Raw genomic sequence first — 18,114 nt, 5'->3', positions numbered from 1 at the left:
AACGGGGCGAATTCCCTCGCGAAAACTCTTCAAGTCAGCCGCAACTGCCGGATTCATGCCTGAATTCCAATTATTTGCGCAATGACTTAACCATTGCCGTGCTTTGCTGTCACGGTCCTGTTCACGTTCTGATTCTGCTCGCGGTTTTGCCGATGCCTCGCAATATTCTGCCCGTTTTCAGTCTTCTCCTCGGCACGCTGTTTCTGTTTCTGGGAAACGGGCTACAGGGATTGCTCCTGCCGGTGCGCGGCACGCATGAGGGTTATTCCAACGAGATTCTCGGCCTTCTCGGCACCACCTGGGCTGCGGGCTTTGTTGCAGGTTGCTTTGCAGCGCCTCTTCTGGTGCGCCGCATCGGCCATGTTCGCGCCTTTTCCGGCTTTGGCGCCATCATCTGCCTCAACGTGCTGGTGACAGGCATGTTCGTGAACGATACGGCCTGGCTGACATTGCGTGCGGTCACCGGCTTCTGCACCGCCGGAACCTCGATGATCATCGAGAGCTGGCTGAACGAGCGCGCGACGAACGAAAGCCGCGGTGCGATCTTCTCGCTCTACATTGCAATAACGCTGATGGGCGTTGTTGGCGGACAGTTGCTGGTCGGGGTAGCGGATGTCACGACCCCGATCCTGTTCATGGTCTGCGGCATCCTGTACTGCATCGCCATCCTGCCGACCACGATCTCGACGGCGGCATCGCCGCAACCGCTCAAGCGGGTCAGTCTCGATCTCAAGGGACTGTATCGAAATTCGCCGGTCTCCTTCGTCGGCATTCTGATGATCGGTATCGCAAACGGTGCTTACGGCACGCTGGTTGCCGTCTTTGGTGCGAAGGCCGGGCTTCACCAGGGCACCATTGCCATCATGGTCAGCATTACCATTTTTGCCGGTGCCATCATGCAGTTCCCGGCGGGTCGCCTGTCCGACCGCATGGACCGCCGCTATGTGCTGGCTGCGCTTTCCGCGCTTTCCGCTCTTGCAGGGTTTGTGCTGGTGGTGCTGCATCCGATGAATGTCTATGTCATCATCGCGCTGGTGGCGATCTATGGTGCTGCGGCCAATGCGCTCTATCCGATCGCTGTTGCGCATGCGAATGACTTCGCGGCACCGGAAGATTTCGTCAAGGTGTCGGGCGGCCTGCTTCTGCTTTACGGGATCGGCACGGTCATCGGCCCGACATTGGGCGGACCGGTCATGACGCATTTCGGTCCGCATGCGCTGTTTGCCGTCACGGCTGTCGCGCATCTGATCGTGGTTGCCTATTCAATTATCCGCAGCCGGATCCGGGCAGCGCGTCCGCGCGAGGAAAAAGACAATTATACTACGGCGGTGCCCGGTGCTTCCGCCCAGCTCGCGACGCCAGAGGGCCTGAAGCTCGATCCGCGCGCGACGGGCTCGACCGACCGGCGTTGATGCTTCGATGACGGGAAAGTGAGAGCGGAACGGCCTTCCAAGGCTGGACGCTCTGTCATGACTGCCGCATCTTTCGTTCACGAAGACGAGGGATTGGCACCATGTTTCGCGCAGTCGCATTCGCTTTGATGTCAGGCGTATTTTTCGCGGGCTCGCACCTTGGTGTCGCCCAGGCGCAGGATCAGCCTCGCCCCGCCAGTCAATGCCAGGCAATCGCCGAGACGGTGCCGAAGGCGAGCTTCGTCAGCTTCAAGCCGCAACAGATGGCGCAGGCGCGAAAGATTGCAGAGGATGTCCGGATTACCTTCATCGGGCATTCGACCTATTCCATCGAAAGCCCGGAAGGGGTGCTGATCGCAACCGACTACAGTGGCTATTACCGGCCTCAGCGGCTGCCGGACATCGTTACAATGAACAAGGCCCACTCCACCCATTACACGCGCTCACCCGATGCGGGCATAAAGCACGTGCTGCCGGGCTGGAGTGATACGCCGGGGCAGAAGGCGGATCATCACGTCGTGGTCGGGGATACCTATACCCGCAATGTTTCAACGGATATCCGCGCCTATGGCGGCTTCGAGGAAAACGGCAATTCAATCTTCATCTTCGAGATTGCAGGCCTGTGTATCGGCCATCTCGGCCACCTGCATCATGAACTGACCGACAGCCACTATACGCAGATCGGACGGCTGGATGTGCTGATGGTGCCGACCGACGGCGGACTGACCATGGGCGCCGATAGCATGAGCCGCGTCGTGCAGCGCCTGCGGTCTTCCCTGATCCTTCCCATGCATCGCAGTGGCCCGCCGCTTGAGCGGTTTCTGACCATGTTCGACGGGAAATTCGATATTGTCTACGCCAAGGAGCCTGTCATCACCGTCTCCCTGCGGAACCTGCCACGAAAGCCGCAGATCCTGATTCCGCAGGGAATGTGAGAGAGGTTATCAGGCGAAGGTGAGATGCTGCTTGACGCCGACATCGGGCATCTTTTCATCGCTTATATTTGCCTTGGCGATTTCCCAGCCAAACTTCAGCGTGCTGTCGGTGGACGCCCAGATCTCGGCATCATCGAGATGCAATGCAAGCATGGTCAGCTTCGGATCATCCTTGCCGTGTTCGTACCAGGCAGCCGTCATGGCGCTCCAGAACTCGTCGATCTTTGCCTGATCCTTGCGGACCTCTATAACGCCCGCGAGGCAGGCATGGTAATCGTGGTTCTTGCCGACAACGCAGAAATGCGCGCGTGTACCGGGGCGAATTGCCTGTACGAGATCCGTGTCGGTCTTGGTGAAAAACCAGATCGTATTGGTTTTGGGGTCTGCATGAGGGGCCATGGGCTGGAAGTGCTGGTGAGAGCCTTCGATACCAAGCATGCCCGCATGGATTGAGTTGATTTCTTCCCACAGCTGGCGTGCAGGGGCTTCGCGGGCTTCGGTCAGACTTGCCATTGCCGGTCCTTTCTTGATGAGGGTGCGGCCGTGAAACGTTGCCGCCAAAGGTTTGTTCCGGCTTTTCCTGCTTGCGCTCCATCTGCTTTTTTCTTGAAAGCGACCGATTTCCTGCCTATAAGCCCGCCATTCCAGACATTTTACGCGATTAAGGGGTGCCATGGCTGGCCATTCACAGTTCAAGAACATCATGCACCGCAAGGGCCGTCAGGATTCCATCCGGTCCAAGATGTTCTCCAAGCTCGCACGCGAAATCACCGTGGCTGCAAAGTCGGGCCTGCCTGACCCTTCGATGAATGCGGCTCTTCGCCTGGCAATCCAGAACGCCAAGGCGCAGTCCATGCCGAAGGACAATATCGACCGCGCCATCAAGAAGGCGTCCGGTGCCGATAGCGAGAGCTATGATTCCGTTCGCTATGAGGGCTACGGTCCCGGCGGTGTTGCCGTCATCGTTGAAGCGTTGAGCGATAACCGCAACCGCACCGCCTCCAATGTTCGCTCCATCTTCACCAAGGCGGGCGGGGCGCTGGGCGAAACCGGCTCTGTTTCCTTCTCCTTCGATCACGTTGGCGAAATCGTCTACAAGGCTTCCGCTGGCAGCGCGGATGCCGTGATGGAAGCTGCGATCGAAGCAGGTGCTGACGACGTGATCTCCGATGAAGACGGTCACACGATCATCTGCGCTTTCGAGAGCATTGGCGAAGTCTCCAAGGCGCTCGAGGCCGTTCTGGGCGAAGCGCAGACAGTCAAGGCTGTCTGGAAGCCGCAGAACACGGTTCCGGTGGATGAAGAAAAGGCACAGTCACTGATGAAGCTCATCGACAGCCTCGAAGACGATGACGATGTGCAGAACGTCTATTCGAACTTCGAAGTGTCCGACGAAGTGATGGCGAAGCTCTCGGCTTAAGTCTCTCATCGTTTCTGATTTGCGGAAAGCCGGCTCCAGATCTGGGGCCGGCTTTCTCGTTTTGCGCGTACCCACCAGCCTCGTACATGCCTTGCATGGCATTCTGCCCCTATTCGCAGCGGTCGAGAGGGTCATCACATGGTGTCATCAGTGGATAATGTTCGGCAGTGGTCGACGCTGACCATGCTGAAAGTGATGAAGCAGACCGATCATGAGCAGAACGCCACAAGCGGCAGTCTCGCCAGCCGATTGCTCAGCGATTACGGCATCGACAGCAGCGATGATGCATCCGATAGCGGCACCTATGATTTGCTGAACCGGATCGCCGACCAGCAGGACGATACCACACCCTCCACAGATACGGTGAAACAGCCGGACAGCGTGACATCGGCCGATTTCCCAGCCTTCATCAAGCAGCAGCTTGAGGAGATGAAGACGGAGCCGGGCAAGGCGAGCCAGGCAGACGCCATGCTGAAGGCGCTGGAGGCGGGCACACTGACCGTGTCGGATGCTGCGGAGGGAAAGAGTGTTCAGCTGGTGGCGCCGGACAAGGTGTCCACGCAGGAGATCAAGGTAACCGATCTCACCGTGAAGGATTGGGGCAGCTTCCTGCGTGATCATCTGACGCGCGAGAACGGCGGCATCTTCAGCCGCAACAAGGATGGCAGCTATATCGACCGCCAGAGCGGCCAAAATGCCTTTTATGGATCGCTTGGCGACAAGTCCTACTACCTCACCTGGCCAGCCAGCACGACCAGGTGAGGCAGAGATACTTGATCAATGTGCGGCTTGCATTACGGGCAGGCTGGCAAAGATTTCCGCCGAGCGCAGCCTTGCTTCGAAATCATGGATCGGCATGGAGATGATCAATTCGTCGGCGCCGGTCTCAGTCAGGAAGCCTTCCAGCTTCTGATGCACCGCTTCGCGCGAGCCAACGGCTGCGAAGCGCAGCGTGTGCTCCACGCCATAGCGCTCTGCTTCCGACCAGATACCCTCCATGCTCGCAACCGGGCGCGGAAATTTGGTCCGCACGTTTCGGCGCAGGTTCACAAACTGCTGCTGCGCGGAAGTGAACATTTGCTTTGCTTCCTGATCGGTTTCTGCCGCAACGCCCATGACGCCCACCATGACGTAAGGCTTCTGCAAGGTCTGTGACGGCTGGAACCGCTCGCGATAGATCGCGATGGCATCCATCAGCATGTCGGGCGCAAAATGCGAGGCGAAGGCGTAGGGCAGGCCCAGTGCAGCCGCCAGATGGGCGCTGTAGAGGCTGGACCCTAGAAGCCATATCGGAACATTCGCTTCCAGCCCCGGAACCGCCAGGATTGCCTGATCCTCGCGGGCCTCTCCCAGTAGATGCTGGAGTTCCACAATATCGTGCGGGAAGTTTTCGGCGCCTGCATCCAGGTTCCGGCGCAGTGCACGCGCCGTTCTCATATCGGTGCCGGGCGCACGACCGAGACCCAGATCGACGCGGCCGGGGAAGAGAGCTTCCAGCGTGCCGAACTGTTCTGCCACGACCAATGGCGAATGGTTGGGCAGCATGATGCCGCCAGAGCCGATGCGGATACGCTTGGTTGCTGCGCCGATATGGCCGATCACCACCGCGGTTGCGGCACTGGCAATGCCGGGCATGCCGTGATGCTCTGCCAGCCAGATGCGGTTGAAGCCCAACTCCTCGGCCTTCTGGGCAAGCCTGCGCGACTGGTCCAGAGCCTGCGAGACGGTCTGGCCTTCCGCCACGGGCGAAAGATCAAGGATGGAAAAGGGTATCATGGCCCACCTGTAACAAATTCCGTTTCATCTCATTTAAGGAGTTTGATCGGGAATCGTAAGGGGGCCTGATTAATTCCTGGTCCGCTATAGCAAGTTCAGGTTACGCAGCGCAGATGCGGCGCCTTCGTCGGCTTGAGGACAGTCGTCTTCTCAGCGGCTCGCACTTTGAACAGGGAGAGACGGGTCTCGATTGTCGTCGTCTGGCCCATGATCTTCATGAGTTGCGCCTCGACGTCCTCCGCCATCGGGGAAAGACGAGTGGTGACCGACGCGATCTCGCGAGCGACGGTCTGGCTGATGGCAATCCGATGGGTTTCCTGATCCAGTGTCGTGCACAGTTTGCTGACGCTGTGCGACTGTTCCTCCAGCGATTCTGCCAGAGCATGCTGCTCGTGCTTGAGCTGGCGCAGGTTCTGGGTCGAGCCTTCCAGCGACCTGGAAAGGTCATGACAAGCCTGAAGGTAGTCGCGGGCGAAGGCGACGCAATCGCTGGCATGGCTCCTGCGGAAGGCTGCGGCATGCCGTTCGGGGTCACTGGCGAATTGCTCTGCGCGGACCGCGAGATCCGACATTCGGCGCGAGAGCTCGTGCAGGTGTTGACGGGCGGCAAGCGAAGCGGCGTGCTGCTCAGCAAGGTCTGTCGTCACCGCCTCCATCCGGCTGGTGCGCGTCAGGGCATCAACGCGCCTGCGGCTCAGGCGCTCCGCTTCCCCATGGGCGTCTTTAAGGTTGGTGCCGAGATGGACGGTCGCCTCGGCCAGCGCCTTGGTGCCCGTCAGCATCTTTTCCATGCGGGCTGAGATCAGGGCGATGGTGCTTTGAGCGCGATAGGCATTGTCGCGCAGCTGGGCTGCGGCACGCCCAGTTGGCAAAAGGTTTATCTGAAGCGTTGAAGCCAGCCGATTGAACTGAAACCGTAGCCCATCCATGCCTTCCGGAAACTCTTCATGCAGAAGAATTGATGTTTCTCCATTGGCAAGGCGCCGAAGGGCCTCTTCAAGCCGACGAAGCGAGGTTTGCTCAGCACTCTCCTTCGGCGAGGATGCCGCGGGCTTGATCGATGTCAGCAGCCCTGCGATCTCGTTCATCGGATCGTCCTTGGGCAGGCCTATGCCGTTTGCGGCCTCGGACCAGGCTGCCGGAGCCATTTCCGCTCTCTGCGTCGATGTCTGTGCGAATGCGGCTGGCGCAATCCGGGTGCGCAGCAGATAGAATGCCAGCGCCGCGGACACTGCGGCAAGAATGCTGAAGCCTGTCATCACCGGCGAAAGAGCGCTTGCCTGAAAAGCCAGGCCCGACGCGATGGTGATGTTCAGCGCAACAAGCCATTGAATTGGCTGGAGCGGCTGCTGCTTCAAGCGGGCGAACATCGTCATGATGGACCTCCATGCTTGGTTGATGATCCACTAATGCGATTCGTCGGCAAAAGTTGGCTCTCAAGCTGCTGGCCCCACGGCTTCCTTATCTCAGCGTTAATCGGCGGTTAACGCTTATCGCGTTTGTTTCGTTTTTGTTCGCGTTTTTGCTGGCTGTTCACTGGCAACTGGGGTTAGGATTTTTCGCATGACAACTGTGATTCGTATCATCGGGATAGACCCAGGGCTTCGCCGTACCGGCTGGGGCGTTATCGACACTATCGGCAACAGCCTGAAGTTCGTGGCGTCCGGCACGGTGACCTCCGACGGGGACATGGATCTTGCCTCTCGTCTTTGCCAGTTGCACGATGGATTGGCGGAAGTCGTTCATGCCTATCGCCCGGATGAGGCGGCAGTCGAGCAGACATTCGTCAACAAGGACGCCGTCGCGACCCTCAAGCTCGGGCAGGCCCGCGGCGTGGTGATGCTGGTGCCAGCCAGAGCCGGTCTGCCGGTTGCCGAATATGCGCCAAATGCGGTCAAGAAGTCGGTGATCGGTGTGGGTCACGGCGAGAAGCAGCAGATCCACATGATGCTGAAAATCCTGATGCCGAAGGTGGAATTCAAGGGTAATGACGCCGCCGATGCGCTGGCAATCGCGATTTGCCATGCGCACCACCGCGCGGGCAACAGAATGCGGCAGGCGCTCGCGGGTTGAACCGGCAGGGCTCAATTTGTTCTTGACTTGTTCTGGTATCCGCGTTTGATACGCAGGCGGAAACGGGCAGGTGCTATGCATGATCGGTAAGTTGAAGGGGACCATCGACGAGATCGGCGAGGATCACGTCGTCGTGGACGTGCACGGGGTATGCTACATCGCCTTCTGCTCTTCGCGGACGCTATCGCGGATCGGATCGGTTGGTGAAGCCATTGTGCTTTTCATCGAAACTTACGTGCGCGAAGACCAGCTGAAGCTCTTCGGTTTTCTGAGTGCGCTCGAGCGGCAGTGGTTCAATCTGCTTCAGAGCGTGCAGGGTGTGGGATCCAAGGTGGCTCTTGCCGTTCTTTCAACGCTGACGCCTTCAGAGCTTGCCAATGCCATTGCGCTTCAGGACAAGGCTGCCGTTTCGCGAGCGCCGGGTGTTGGGCCCAAGGTTGCGATCCGCATTGTTACCGAGCTAAAAAACAAGGCTCCGGCCTTTGCCGGGGAAGCCAGCGCCAACATCGGCTTCAAACAGGAGCTGGGTGAAGGGGTTGCCTCCGCGCCGGTCAGTGACGCAGTCTCGGCCTTGACGAATCTCGGTTACTCGCGCGATCAGGCTGCCAATGCCGTTGCTGCTGCGCTCAAGACTGCGGGCGAGGCAGCAGATAGTGCCAAGCTCATCCGGCTTGGCCTGAAGGAATTGTCGCGCTGATCCCGGCTGTGATTGCCGAAGTCCTGTCGTTTGGATAGCTTCGATGTTAATTGCGCAACGTGTGTGACGTTTGCGTCTGGAATGAGTGATGAGCGAACAAAACCGCCTTCTTTCGCCTGACAAGAAGGGTGAAGATTTCGATACGGCTTTGCGGCCCCAGTCGCTGGACGAGTTTACCGGTCAGGCGGAAGCGCGTGCCAATCTGAAAATCTTCATCGAGGCTGCCAAGAACCGCGGTGAGGCGCTGGATCACGTGCTGTTCGTCGGTCCGCCCGGTTTGGGAAAGACGACGCTGGCGCAGATCATGGCGAAGGAGCTTGGCGTCAATTTTCGCTCGACGTCCGGACCTGTGATTGCCAAGGCGGGGGATCTGGCGGCGCTGCTGACCAATCTGGAAGAGCGCGATGTCCTGTTTATCGACGAGATTCATCGCCTCAATCCGGCGGTCGAGGAAATTCTCTATCCGGCGATGGAGGATTTCCAGCTGGACCTGATCATCGGGGAGGGGCCTGCGGCGCGCTCGGTCAAGATCGACCTTGCGAAGTTCACGCTGGTGGCCGCCACCACGCGCCTCGGATTGCTCACAACGCCGCTGCGCGACCGGTTTGGTATTCCGGTTCGCCTCAATTTCTACACGGTGGAGGAACTCGAAGGCATTGTGCGGCGTGGCGCGCGACTTCTGGGCCTCGGCATGACGGAAGAAGGGGCACGCGAGATTGCCCGCCGCGCCCGTGGTACGCCGCGCATTGCCGGTCGTCTGCTGCGGCGTGTGCGTGATTTTGCCGAAGTTGCGCGTGCGGAAGCGGTGACCCGGGAGATCGCCGACGAGGCCTTGACGCGGCTGCATGTCGACCATGCGGGGCTCGATCAACTGGACAAACGCTATCTCAACATGATCGCCGTCAATTTTGGCGGCGGGCCAGTGGGCATCGAAACCATCGCGGCGGGCTTGTCAGAGCCACGCGATGCGATCGAGGATATCATCGAGCCCTATATGATCCAGCAGGGGTTCATCCAGCGCACGCCGCGCGGACGGGTGCTGACCGCAACCGCCTGGAAGCATTTGGGCCTCCAGCCGCCGAAGGATCTGGAGGCCGCGCAGTTTCGCTTGTTCAGCGAGGAAGAGTAAACGCCATGCCGGGTACCCGCATCCGTATCAAATCGAAGCCTAAGCGCACGTTCCAGATGCGCGTGGCGGGTCTCGGCTTTCGCAATGGTCATGTGCTGGTTCACCGCGCTGTCCACGAACCTTTCTGGACCTTTCCGGGCGGTGGGGCGGAGATCGGCGAGACATCCGATGAAACCCTGCGTCGCGAAATGATGGAGGAGCTTGAGGTTCATGTGCGGGTCGACCGGCTGCTCTGGATCGTCGAGAACTTCTTCCATTACGAAGGCCGGGACTGCCACGAACTGGGTATCTTCTATCTCATGGATATTCCTGAAAGCTTCCCCTTCGCCTCCGGGGAGAGCGTGCATCGGATCAAGGACGGCAATAATGAGCTGGAGTTCAAGTGGGTGCCTGCGACCACACAGGCCCTGACGGAACTGGATATTCCGCCGTACTTTATTGCCAGCGAGATCGAGAATTTGCCGCAGACTGTGAAGCACCTCGTCTGGGATGATCGCAATCTCGATGAAAAAGGCAAGTCGCACGCGTAAACATCACGGAACGGGACTTTGAGAGCATCGTTGACGGTTGCAGAAACCCTCAAGGAGAGCACGATGAGTACGAAAGCGAGCGGCCAGAAGATCAAGAAGGGCGACGAGGTTTCCTGGAAATGGGGAAAGGGAACGGCTGAAGGCGAAGTGAAGCAGACCTTCACGGACGACGTCGAACGTAAGATCAAGGGCAAGACCATCAAGCGCGAGGCCGATAGCGACAAGCCTGCCGTCCTCATCAAGCAGAAGGATGGAGACCAAGTTCTGAAAAGCACCTCCGAGGTTCACAAGAAGCACTGAGGGAGAGGTCCTGCTGCCGGTTGCAGAACCGCGCAAACACTGTATTGGCTTCGCGTTGAAACAAAGCAGCAGGACTTTTTCCCCATGAGCAGCCCTGAGACGCACAAGATTGCCGGTGAAATCATCGACGGTCAGCATCGGCTTCAGCAGCGTGTCTATTACGAAGACACCGATTTTTCAGGCCTGATCTACCACGCGCGCTATCTGCATTTTCTGGAGCGCGGCCGAACCGACTATCTCCGCTGCCTCGGCTGCGAGCAGAGCAAGCTGATCGGTTTCGACGAGGAGGGGCTCGTCTTCGTCGTCCACCGTATGGAAATCGACTTCAAATCACCCGCGCGCATGGACGATGTCGTGACGATCCTGACGCGTACCGAGAAGGCGGGCGGAGCCAAGATGGTTCTGTCTCAGGAGATCCGTCGGGGCGAGACATTGCTTATCCAGGCCAAAGTCATCATCGCTGTCATCAATCGGCTCGGGCGCCCGCGCCGGTTGCCGGAAGGTCTGGCGCACTCGTTCAACGGGGTTGATGAAGGTCAAAATACATAAAATTTTAAGAGAACTTTAACCATAATGAGGTCTTACTGACCGGGATAAGTTTTGTGCGGTGCACGCCTTCGTTTAACCAAATTTGAAGGCGAGAAGGCCCTTAAACCTTAAGGTAGACGGGCTTTTCTGCGCAACCGCGCTCATACACTACAGCGCTTGCGAACCGGCCCGTTGCTACGTGCCGGGCGATTCGATTCAGGGGTAAGGGATTTATGGAACACGCTGATCTAGCGGCTGCTGCAAACTCGGTAAGCCTCATTTCGCTTTTCATGCAAGCCGGGCTCATCGTGAAGCTCGTGATGATCGGCCTCATGGGCGCCTCGGTCTGGACTTGGGCCATCGTGATCGACAAATACATGAATTTCAAGAAGGCCAAGCGCCAGTTCGACCAGTTCGAACAGGTTTTCTGGTCCGGCCAGTCTCTCGAGGAACTCTACCGAACGCTGTCGGACCGGCAGAATACCGGCCTTGCCGCAATCTTCGTGTCGGCCATGCGCGAGTGGAAGAAGAGCTTCGAACGCGGCGCACGCTCTCCGATCGGTCTGCAGATGCGTATCGACCGCGCCATGGATGTCACGATGGCACGCGAGAGCGAGCACTATGAGGCGCGGCTGGGATCGCTGGCAACCATTGGTTCTGCTGGTCCCTTCATCGGTCTGTTCGGTACGGTTGTCGGTATCATGACCTCGTTCCAGGCCATTGCCGGATCGAAGTCCACCAACCTTGCGGTCGTGGCACCGGGTATCGCCGAAGCGCTTCTGGCAACCGCCATTGGCCTTATTGCCGCTATTCCGGCGGTTATGGCCTACAACAAGTTCATGGCAGACGCAGGCAAACTGTCTTCCCGCATGGAAGGTTTTGCCGACGAATTTTCCGCCATCCTGTCACGCCAGATCGACGAGAAGCTGCAGCCGCGCCAGGCCGCGCAGTAAGCGTTTCGTTTTCTGAAGGAGTAGCTTCATGGGTATGTCGGCTGGGGGATCGAAGGCATCGGGCGGTGGTCGTCGCGGGCGTGGCCGTCGCGGGCGTGGCGGTGCAATCAGCGAAATCAACGTGACGCCGCTGGTCGACGTCATGCTCGTTCTTCTCATCATCTTCATGGTTGCCGCACCGATGATGACGGTGGGCGTTCCGATCGATTTGCCGGAAACGCAGGCAAAGGCGATGAATTCCGATACGCAGCCGATCACCGTTTCGGTCAACCCACAGGGACAGATCTTCCTGCAGGAAACACCGATTTCCATTGATGAAGTCGTCCCCAAGCTCGAGGCCATTGCCAAGACCGGCTATAACGAGCGCATCTATGTGCGCGGTGATACCGCCGCTGCCTATGGTGGTGTGATGAAGGTCATGGCCCGCATTTCTGCAGCCGGTTTCAAGAACATCGGTCTTGTGACGCTGCAGGAACAGCAGAAGTGATTCAGCACCGATGAAGACGAGTCTCGGCACATCGCTGGTCGCACACACAGTCATACTCGCCTGGGCGCTGGTATCGATCAGTGCGCCTGCCTCTTTCGAGGTTGCGCCGGTCGAGGCCCTGCCTGTCGATATCGTTCCGGTGGAATCCATCACCCAGATCCAGCAGGGTGACAAGAAGGCGCCGATGACCGAAAAGCCTTCGCCCAAGAAAACCGAGAAGCAGAACGTTGTCGAGAACGCGGAGAATGCGGGCGAGAACGATGTCGACCTGAAGAACCCGCCGACGCCGGTCAAGAAGCCGACGACGACGGAAACGGCTGCAGCTCCGCCGAAGAACGAGAAGCCGCTGCCCAACCCGACGACGGAAAACAACGACGTCAAGGAAATCGCCAAGGAAGAAACTGCGCCGAAGCCGGTAGAGACGGCGGCGTTGCCGATCCCGAAGCCTGAAATCACACCGCCGACACCTAAGCCGGAACCGCCGAAGCCCGAGGCTCCGAAGCCGGAACCGCAGGCGCAGAAGGTGGAAGAAACGCCGCTGCCGACCACGGCTCCGGTTCCTGCCGCACGTCCGCGCCCTGAACCACCAAAGCAGGAAGAGGCAAAGCCCGTCGAGAAGCCGCCGGAAAAGAAGCCGGAGCAGAAGCCTGCCGAGAAGCCGCAGGACAAGAAGACCGAGACGGCCAATGCTGAAAAGCCGAGCGACAAGAAGGTTGCCGACAAGAAGCAGGAGACGGCCAAGTCTGCATCGTCCAAGCAGAGCGATTTCAATGCCGAGGACATCGCCAGCCTGCTGAACAAGCAACAGGCTGCCGGTGGCGGTGCCAAGCGCTCGCAGCAGACGGCTTCGCTGGGCGGCAAGAAAACGACTGGCGGCTCCTCGCTCAGCCAGAGCGAGATGGATGCGCTGAAGGGCCAGATCCAGAACAACTGGTCGGTGATTGCCGGTGTCGATGGCGGCAAGGGCATGGTGATTACCGTAACCATGAAGCTTGATCCGTCTGGCGCCATCGTTGGCAGACCGGAAGTAACATCGTCCGGCGGCAACGAGAGTGCTCGCCGCATGCTGGAAGGCAGTGCAATTCGAGCCGTCATGCGCTCTTCGCCATTCAAGAATCTTCCTGCCGACAAATATGACGCGTGGAGCGAAGTCGTTGTGAACTTCGACCCGAGCGAACTGCTTTGAAAGGCCCCAATATCATGCTGAAACCAACTCTCATCCGCGTCATGCTGGCCATTGCCGGTATGGCCGTGATGTTTGCAGCGCCCGCCCAGGCGCGCGTGGAAATCAACATCAATCGCGGCAATGTGGAGCCACTGCCCATTGCCATCACGGACTTCATTTCCGGCAACGAACTTGGCGCGCAGATTTCCGGCGTCATAGCGGCGGATCTGCAGCGTTCGGGTCTGTTCGCACCGGTCAACAAGGCCGCCTTCATCGAGAAGATCTCTGATCCGGGCAAGATGCCGCGTTTCGAGGACTGGAAGGCAATCAATGCGCAGGCTCTGGTGACGGGTCGCGTGACCCGCGAGGGCGATGGCCGCCTTCGGGCCGAATTCCGCCTGTGGGATACGTTCGGCGGTACCCAGATGACCGGCCAGCAGTTCTTCACGCAGCCGGAAAACTGGCGTCGTGTCGCCCACATCATTGCGGATGCGATCTACAAGCAGATCACCGGCGAGAACGGCTATTTTGACACCCGCGTCGTGTTCGTCTCGGAAAGCGGTCCGAAGAATGCGCGTGTGCGCCAGCTGGCGATCATGGACCAGGACGGCTTCAATGTTCGCAGCTTGACCAATGGCAAGGACATCGTTCTGACGCCGCGCTTCTCGCCGAACCGTCAGGAAGTGACCTATATGTCCTTCGAAGGACAGCAGCCGCGCGTCTATCTGCTTCAGCTTGAGACAGGCCAGCGCGAAGTCGTGGGCAACTTCCCGGGCATGACCTTCTCGCCCCGCTTTTCTCCGGATGGCCAAAAGGTCATCATGAGTCTCCAGCAGGACGGTAACTCGAACATCTACACGATGGATCTGCGCTCGCGCACGACCACGCGTCTGACGAACACGGCGGCGATCGACACGTCCCCGTCCTATTCACCCGACGGTGGCCGCATCGTGTTTGAAAGCGACCGGGGTGGTCGTCAGCAGCTCTATGTCATGGGTGCCGACGGTTCCGGCCAGACACGCATTTCCTTTGGCGATGGTGCCTATTCGACGCCGGTCTGGTCTCCTCGCGGCGATCTGATTGCCTTCACCAAGCAGTCGGGCGGCAAGTTCTCCATCGGCGTCATGAAGCCGGACGGTTCAGGTGAGCGCATTCTGACGACGGGCTTCCACAATGAAGGCCCCACCTGGGCACCAAACGGTCGCGTGCTGATGTTCTTCCGCCAGAACGCAGGAGCGGGCGGTCCGCAGCTCTATTCCATCGACCTAACGGGTTACAACGAACAGCAGATCAAGACACCTGCCTTCGCATCCGATCCGGCCTGGTCACCGCTGCTTGAATAAATGTGAATGCCTTTTCACTGCTGCTTGCCCTTGCAAAGGCGGCAGTGAAAGGGTTTAGGGGAAAATTAACCATGATCGTTGGTCGTGCGTTAACCAGAAACGGTTAGATTCCGGCAACGATAAAATTCTGATCAAGGAGAGACCGGCTATGAGCCGCATCGATAACCCGGCAATGAGCCGTATGCAGACCCTCGCACGCAACCCGGCTGTCATTGCCCTCACGCTCGCTCTTGCTCTGGCAGGCTGCGCGAACAAGAAGAACCTGCCGAACAGCGCTGGCGAACTGGGCCTTGGTGCCGGTGGCGCAGGTGCCGCAACGCCGGGTTCCAGCCAGGACTTCACCGTCAATGTCGGCGACCGCATCTTCTTCGACACCGACTCCACGTCGATCCGTGCAGACGCCCAGCAGACGCTGGATCGTCAGGCACAGTGGCTGCAGCGTTATCCGCGCTATGCCATCACGATCGAAGGTCATGCCGACGAACGTGGCACGCGCGAGTACAACCTTGCTCTCGGCGCACGCCGTGCCGCTGCAACGCGCGACTATCTTGCTTCACGCGGCGTTCCGGCCAACCGCATGAAGACCATCTCCTACGGCAAGGAACGTCCGGTCGCCGTGTGCGACGACATCTCCTGCTGGTCTCAGAACCGCCGTGCAGTCACCGTTCTCGGCGGCGCCGGAATGTAATCGATGCCATGATGGCGCGGAGGAGGCGGCGTCAGCCGCCTTTTTCGTAATCTCCATAGTTTAGCCGAAGTTGCGGGTTTACCTGCAAGCAACGGGGCCAGCTTGGATTGTTTTGTCTGGAATTCGAAAACGTCAGGGCTGCGCCATGGGGTGCATACCCTCTAGGAAAACAGGACGGACATCATGAAGAAACTTGTTCTGGCAGCGATGCTGGGGCTTGCGGCCACGACGAGCCACGCGAGTGCATTCACGCTCGGAAACCTGTTCAAGAACGATGCCGCGAAAAACGAGCAGGCAGGCCAGCAGAAAATGCAGGCACGCCAGCCGCTGGTGCTCGCCCAGAGTTCCGGTGATTCGGTACGCATCCAGCAGTTGGAGGAAACCATTCGCCAGCTGAACGGTCGCGTCGAAGAAATGAGCTTCCAGCTGCTGCAGATGCAGGAGCAGATGCGCAAGACCCAGTCCGACAATGAATTCCGGTTCCAGGAGCTGGAAAAGGGTTCGGCTGGGGGCGGTGCTGCTCCTGCAGTTGCCGCAGCTGCTGCCGCCGGGGCAGCCGGCTCAAAAAAAAACGATGAAATCGCGAATATAATCGATCAGCCGGGGACATCTGCGGGGGCAAGACCATCTGCAGGCGCTCCGGCTTCGAACCGTTCGACGACTGCGCCGGGCGAAACGACCCTCGGTTCCATCGAAATGGACCAGAGCGGCAGACAGGTCGGTGCAAGCGTCAATCAGAACGCGCGCAATGCCGCAGCCTTGCCCGGTGTCGATTCCGGTTCTGCCCCTGCAAAGCCAACCAATCAGACGGCGTCTCTCGGTACGGAGAGCGATAGCTACCGCGCCGCCTACAACCATATCCTATCCGGCGACTACAAGACCGCCGAAGCCGAATTCACGGCCTATCTGCAGAGCTACCCCAAGAGTGCGCGCGCGGCTGACGCGAGCTTCTGGCTGGGCGAAGCGCAGTATAGCCAGGGCCGCTACAACGATTCCGCCAAGACCTTCCTCAACGCACACCAAACGTATGGTTCGTCGCCCAAGGCGCCGGAAATGCTTCTGAAGCTCGGCATGTCACTGGCCGCTCTCGATAATCGCGACACGGCCTGTGCAACGTTGCGTGAAGTTGGCAAGCGCTATCCATCTGCTTCCAAGCCCGTGACCACAAAGGTCGCAAGCGAGCTCAAGCGGTTGAGCTGCTGATTTCAGGGGGATCCCATTCTTTCTGCAGCAACTCAATTGCTGTCTCCCGGCGAAGCGATCGATCTCTTTCTCGCGTCGTTGAAGAGGCCAGCGCGCCTTTTGGTGGCTATTTCCGGCGGCAGCGATTCGACGGGGCTTCTGACGGCGCTTTGCGAGGCGGGTGGCGATCCGGATGAAAGCGGCATCACCATTCTGGCCGCCACAATCGACCACCAGCTGCGCCCGGAATCGGCAGACGAGGCTTTGGCCGTCAATCTCCTTTGCGACCAGTTTTCCGTCGAACACCGGATTCAGGCTTGGACCGGTGAAAAGCCCGAAACCGGTCGCGCCTCCGCAGCCCGTATTGCGCGCTATCAACTGCTTTGTCAGATTGCCGAAGAGCTTCAGGCTACCGCTATCGTGACCGGCCATACGCTGGACGACCAGATCGAGACCATCACCATGCGGCAGGCGCGGGATCCCGAACGGCGGGAGCCGGAAGGAACTGCGCCACGTGAGGGCCGCAGTGGCGACGCCGGGATGTCATCCTCGGTCCTCATCAACGGCCGTTTCTGGTTGTTCCGTCCGTTTCTCAAGACAAGGCGCAACGCGATCCGTGATTTTCTGCTTCGTCGTGGCATGGGCTGGATCGATGATCCTTCCAATACGGATGAGCGGTCGGAACGGGTGCGGGTTCGTCTTGCTCTAGCCGGGCTGTCGGATGCGAAGGCCGATGCCTGGGGAACGGCTGTCGATCTGGCGCAGAACCGGCGGCGATCGGTCTCCGAGGCGGCTGCCGGTCTGCTTCGACAGTCGGCCACGGTCTGGCAGGCCAGTGCTGCACGGCTTGATGCCAGGGCACTTTCTGCGCCACCGGAGGTGTTGTTCTATGCGATTGGCACGCTGATCGCGGTTCTCGGGGGGCGGGAACATCTTCCGGCGAGCGAACCCTTCGATCGCATCATGAGCCGCTATCTGCGCGGCGAAAGCTTTCGCGAAACGCTGGGACGCGTGCTTCTCTACAATAAGGACGACGGTCTTTATCTGGCGCGAGAAAGCCGCGACCTGCCCGAAATGCAGGTTTCCATGTGGCAGCGCGAACTGTGGGACGGACGTTTCGAGATCGTCTCGCATGTTCCGGCTGCCTGTACCGTCATGCCGGAGCAGGGGGACGTGGCGACCGGGAGCTACCCTGATGTACCGACGCTGATTGCGCGGGCAGCATGGCGGTCTTTACCCCATGTCATAGTGCCGCAGGAGTTCAAGGATGTGCAGGTGCAAATCACGCCTGTTCTTGCGCCCTTCAGGCAATTTCTTGCGGATTTCGACCTTGGACTGGCCGATTGTCTTGCGCAATTGATGGGTTTGACGACCATTCCCCGCCCGCCACTTAACGATTTGATACGGAAAACATGATCTGGAGCCCGCCTTGCCTTGGCAAGGCCGTGCCGGGAACCTATGTTAAGGACCAAGAAAGGCAGCTGGCTTAAAGCAGG

The 18,114-nt window shown here is 59.1% G+C and carries 20 protein-coding genes; 17 read left to right on the top strand and 3 right to left on the bottom strand.

Annotated features, from left to right (window positions below):
- Nucleotides 1-152 precede the first annotated feature (152 nt).
- A complete protein-coding gene (locus tag ASD54_RS16270) occupies nt 153-1,412 on the top strand; it encodes an MFS transporter (protein WP_062555954.1) in 1,260 nt (419 codons plus the stop codon).
- Between the two features lie 128 nt (nt 1,413-1,540).
- Nucleotides 1,541-2,347, top strand: coding sequence for an MBL fold metallo-hydrolase (locus ASD54_RS16265; RefSeq protein ID WP_156379285.1), 807 nt, complete (start codon nt 1,541-1,543; stop codon nt 2,345-2,347).
- 9 nt (nt 2,348-2,356) lie between these two features.
- Here the strand turns inward: ASD54_RS16265 and ASD54_RS16260 are convergent, their stop codons facing one another.
- The gene (locus ASD54_RS16260; RefSeq protein WP_062555953.1) at nt 2,357-2,860 is read right to left on the bottom strand and encodes a pyridoxamine 5'-phosphate oxidase family protein; all 504 of its coding nucleotides are present in this window, start codon (nt 2,858-2,860) and stop codon (nt 2,357-2,359) included.
- Nucleotides 2,861-3,020: 160 nt separating this feature from the next.
- Between ASD54_RS16260 and ASD54_RS16255 the strand changes: the two genes are divergently transcribed.
- Nucleotides 3,021-3,767 carry a YebC/PmpR family DNA-binding transcriptional regulator gene (locus ASD54_RS16255; protein ID WP_062555675.1) on the top strand — a complete coding sequence of 249 codons (747 nt, stop codon included), beginning with the start codon at nt 3,021-3,023 and terminating at the stop codon, nt 3,765-3,767.
- Between the two features lie 138 nt (nt 3,768-3,905).
- Nucleotides 3,906-4,529, top strand: a complete 624-nt coding sequence (locus ASD54_RS16250) for a hypothetical protein (RefSeq protein ID WP_062555674.1) — start codon at nt 3,906-3,908, stop codon at nt 4,527-4,529.
- Nucleotides 4,530-4,544: 15 nt separating this feature from the next.
- On the opposite strand, the gene ASD54_RS16245 is transcribed toward ASD54_RS16250, so the two are convergent.
- Both ASD54_RS16245 and ASD54_RS16240 read right to left on the bottom strand, forming a co-directional pair.
- Nucleotides 4,545-5,543 carry an LLM class flavin-dependent oxidoreductase gene (locus ASD54_RS16245; protein ID WP_062555673.1) on the bottom strand — a complete coding sequence of 333 codons (999 nt, stop codon included), beginning with the start codon at nt 5,541-5,543 and terminating at the stop codon, nt 4,545-4,547.
- Nucleotides 5,544-5,638: 95 nt separating this feature from the next.
- The gene (locus ASD54_RS16240) at nt 5,639-6,919 is read right to left on the bottom strand and encodes a hypothetical protein (RefSeq protein WP_062555672.1); all 1,281 of its coding nucleotides are present in this window, start codon (nt 6,917-6,919) and stop codon (nt 5,639-5,641) included.
- 187 nt (nt 6,920-7,106) lie between these two features.
- Between ASD54_RS16240 and ruvC the strand changes: the two genes are divergently transcribed.
- From ruvC to tilS, 13 genes are all read left to right on the top strand, one after another.
- Nucleotides 7,107-7,616, top strand: coding sequence for a crossover junction endodeoxyribonuclease RuvC (ruvC, locus tag ASD54_RS16235; RefSeq protein WP_062555671.1), 510 nt, complete (start codon nt 7,107-7,109; stop codon nt 7,614-7,616).
- Between the two features lie 79 nt (nt 7,617-7,695).
- Nucleotides 7,696-8,313 (top strand): Holliday junction branch migration protein RuvA, encoded by a 618-nt coding sequence (gene ruvA / locus ASD54_RS16230; protein ID WP_062555670.1) that lies wholly within the window; start codon nt 7,696-7,698, stop codon nt 8,311-8,313.
- Nucleotides 8,314-8,401: 88 nt separating this feature from the next.
- Nucleotides 8,402-9,442 carry a Holliday junction branch migration DNA helicase RuvB gene (gene ruvB, locus ASD54_RS16225; protein ID WP_062555669.1) on the top strand — a complete coding sequence of 347 codons (1,041 nt, stop codon included), beginning with the start codon at nt 8,402-8,404 and terminating at the stop codon, nt 9,440-9,442.
- A gap of 5 nt (nt 9,443-9,447) precedes the next feature.
- Nucleotides 9,448-9,972 carry an NUDIX hydrolase gene (locus ASD54_RS16220; protein ID WP_062555668.1) on the top strand — a complete coding sequence of 175 codons (525 nt, stop codon included), beginning with the start codon at nt 9,448-9,450 and terminating at the stop codon, nt 9,970-9,972.
- A 63-nt stretch (nt 9,973-10,035) separates the two neighbouring features.
- Nucleotides 10,036-10,272 carry a DUF2945 domain-containing protein gene (locus ASD54_RS16215; protein WP_062555952.1) on the top strand — a complete coding sequence of 79 codons (237 nt, stop codon included), beginning with the start codon at nt 10,036-10,038 and terminating at the stop codon, nt 10,270-10,272.
- 84 nt (nt 10,273-10,356) lie between these two features.
- Nucleotides 10,357-10,821, top strand: a complete 465-nt coding sequence (gene ybgC / locus ASD54_RS16210; protein ID WP_062555667.1) for a tol-pal system-associated acyl-CoA thioesterase — start codon at nt 10,357-10,359, stop codon at nt 10,819-10,821.
- Nucleotides 10,822-11,033: 212 nt separating this feature from the next.
- Nucleotides 11,034-11,753, top strand: a complete 720-nt coding sequence (gene tolQ / locus ASD54_RS16205; RefSeq protein WP_062555666.1) for a protein TolQ — start codon at nt 11,034-11,036, stop codon at nt 11,751-11,753.
- 28 nt (nt 11,754-11,781) lie between these two features.
- A complete protein-coding gene (gene tolR, locus ASD54_RS16200) occupies nt 11,782-12,240 on the top strand; it encodes a protein TolR (RefSeq protein WP_062555665.1) in 459 nt (152 codons plus the stop codon).
- Between the two features lie 10 nt (nt 12,241-12,250).
- On the top strand, nt 12,251-13,426 hold the full coding sequence (locus ASD54_RS16195) for a cell envelope integrity protein TolA (RefSeq protein ID WP_062555664.1): 1,176 nt from the start codon (nt 12,251-12,253) through the stop codon (nt 13,424-13,426).
- A gap of 14 nt (nt 13,427-13,440) precedes the next feature.
- Nucleotides 13,441-14,748 (top strand): Tol-Pal system beta propeller repeat protein TolB, encoded by a 1,308-nt coding sequence (gene tolB / locus ASD54_RS16190; RefSeq protein WP_062555663.1) that lies wholly within the window; start codon nt 13,441-13,443, stop codon nt 14,746-14,748.
- Nucleotides 14,749-14,896: 148 nt separating this feature from the next.
- On the top strand, nt 14,897-15,436 hold the full coding sequence (gene pal, locus ASD54_RS16185) for a peptidoglycan-associated lipoprotein Pal (RefSeq protein ID WP_062555662.1): 540 nt from the start codon (nt 14,897-14,899) through the stop codon (nt 15,434-15,436).
- Between the two features lie 183 nt (nt 15,437-15,619).
- Nucleotides 15,620-16,639, top strand: a complete 1,020-nt coding sequence (gene ybgF / locus ASD54_RS16180) for a tol-pal system protein YbgF (RefSeq protein ID WP_062555661.1) — start codon at nt 15,620-15,622, stop codon at nt 16,637-16,639.
- 36 nt (nt 16,640-16,675) lie between these two features.
- A complete protein-coding gene (gene tilS / locus ASD54_RS16175; protein WP_062555660.1) occupies nt 16,676-18,034 on the top strand; it encodes a tRNA lysidine(34) synthetase TilS in 1,359 nt (452 codons plus the stop codon).
- Nucleotides 18,035-18,114 lie beyond the last annotated feature (80 nt).

The sequence above is a fragment of the Rhizobium sp. Root149 genome (assembly GCF_001427345.1).
GTDB classification, from domain to species: domain Bacteria; phylum Pseudomonadota; class Alphaproteobacteria; order Rhizobiales; family Rhizobiaceae; genus Neorhizobium; species Neorhizobium rhizoryzae.
Note: the sequence above shows the minus strand (reverse complement) of the source record. Positions and strands in the feature narration are given on the sequence as shown.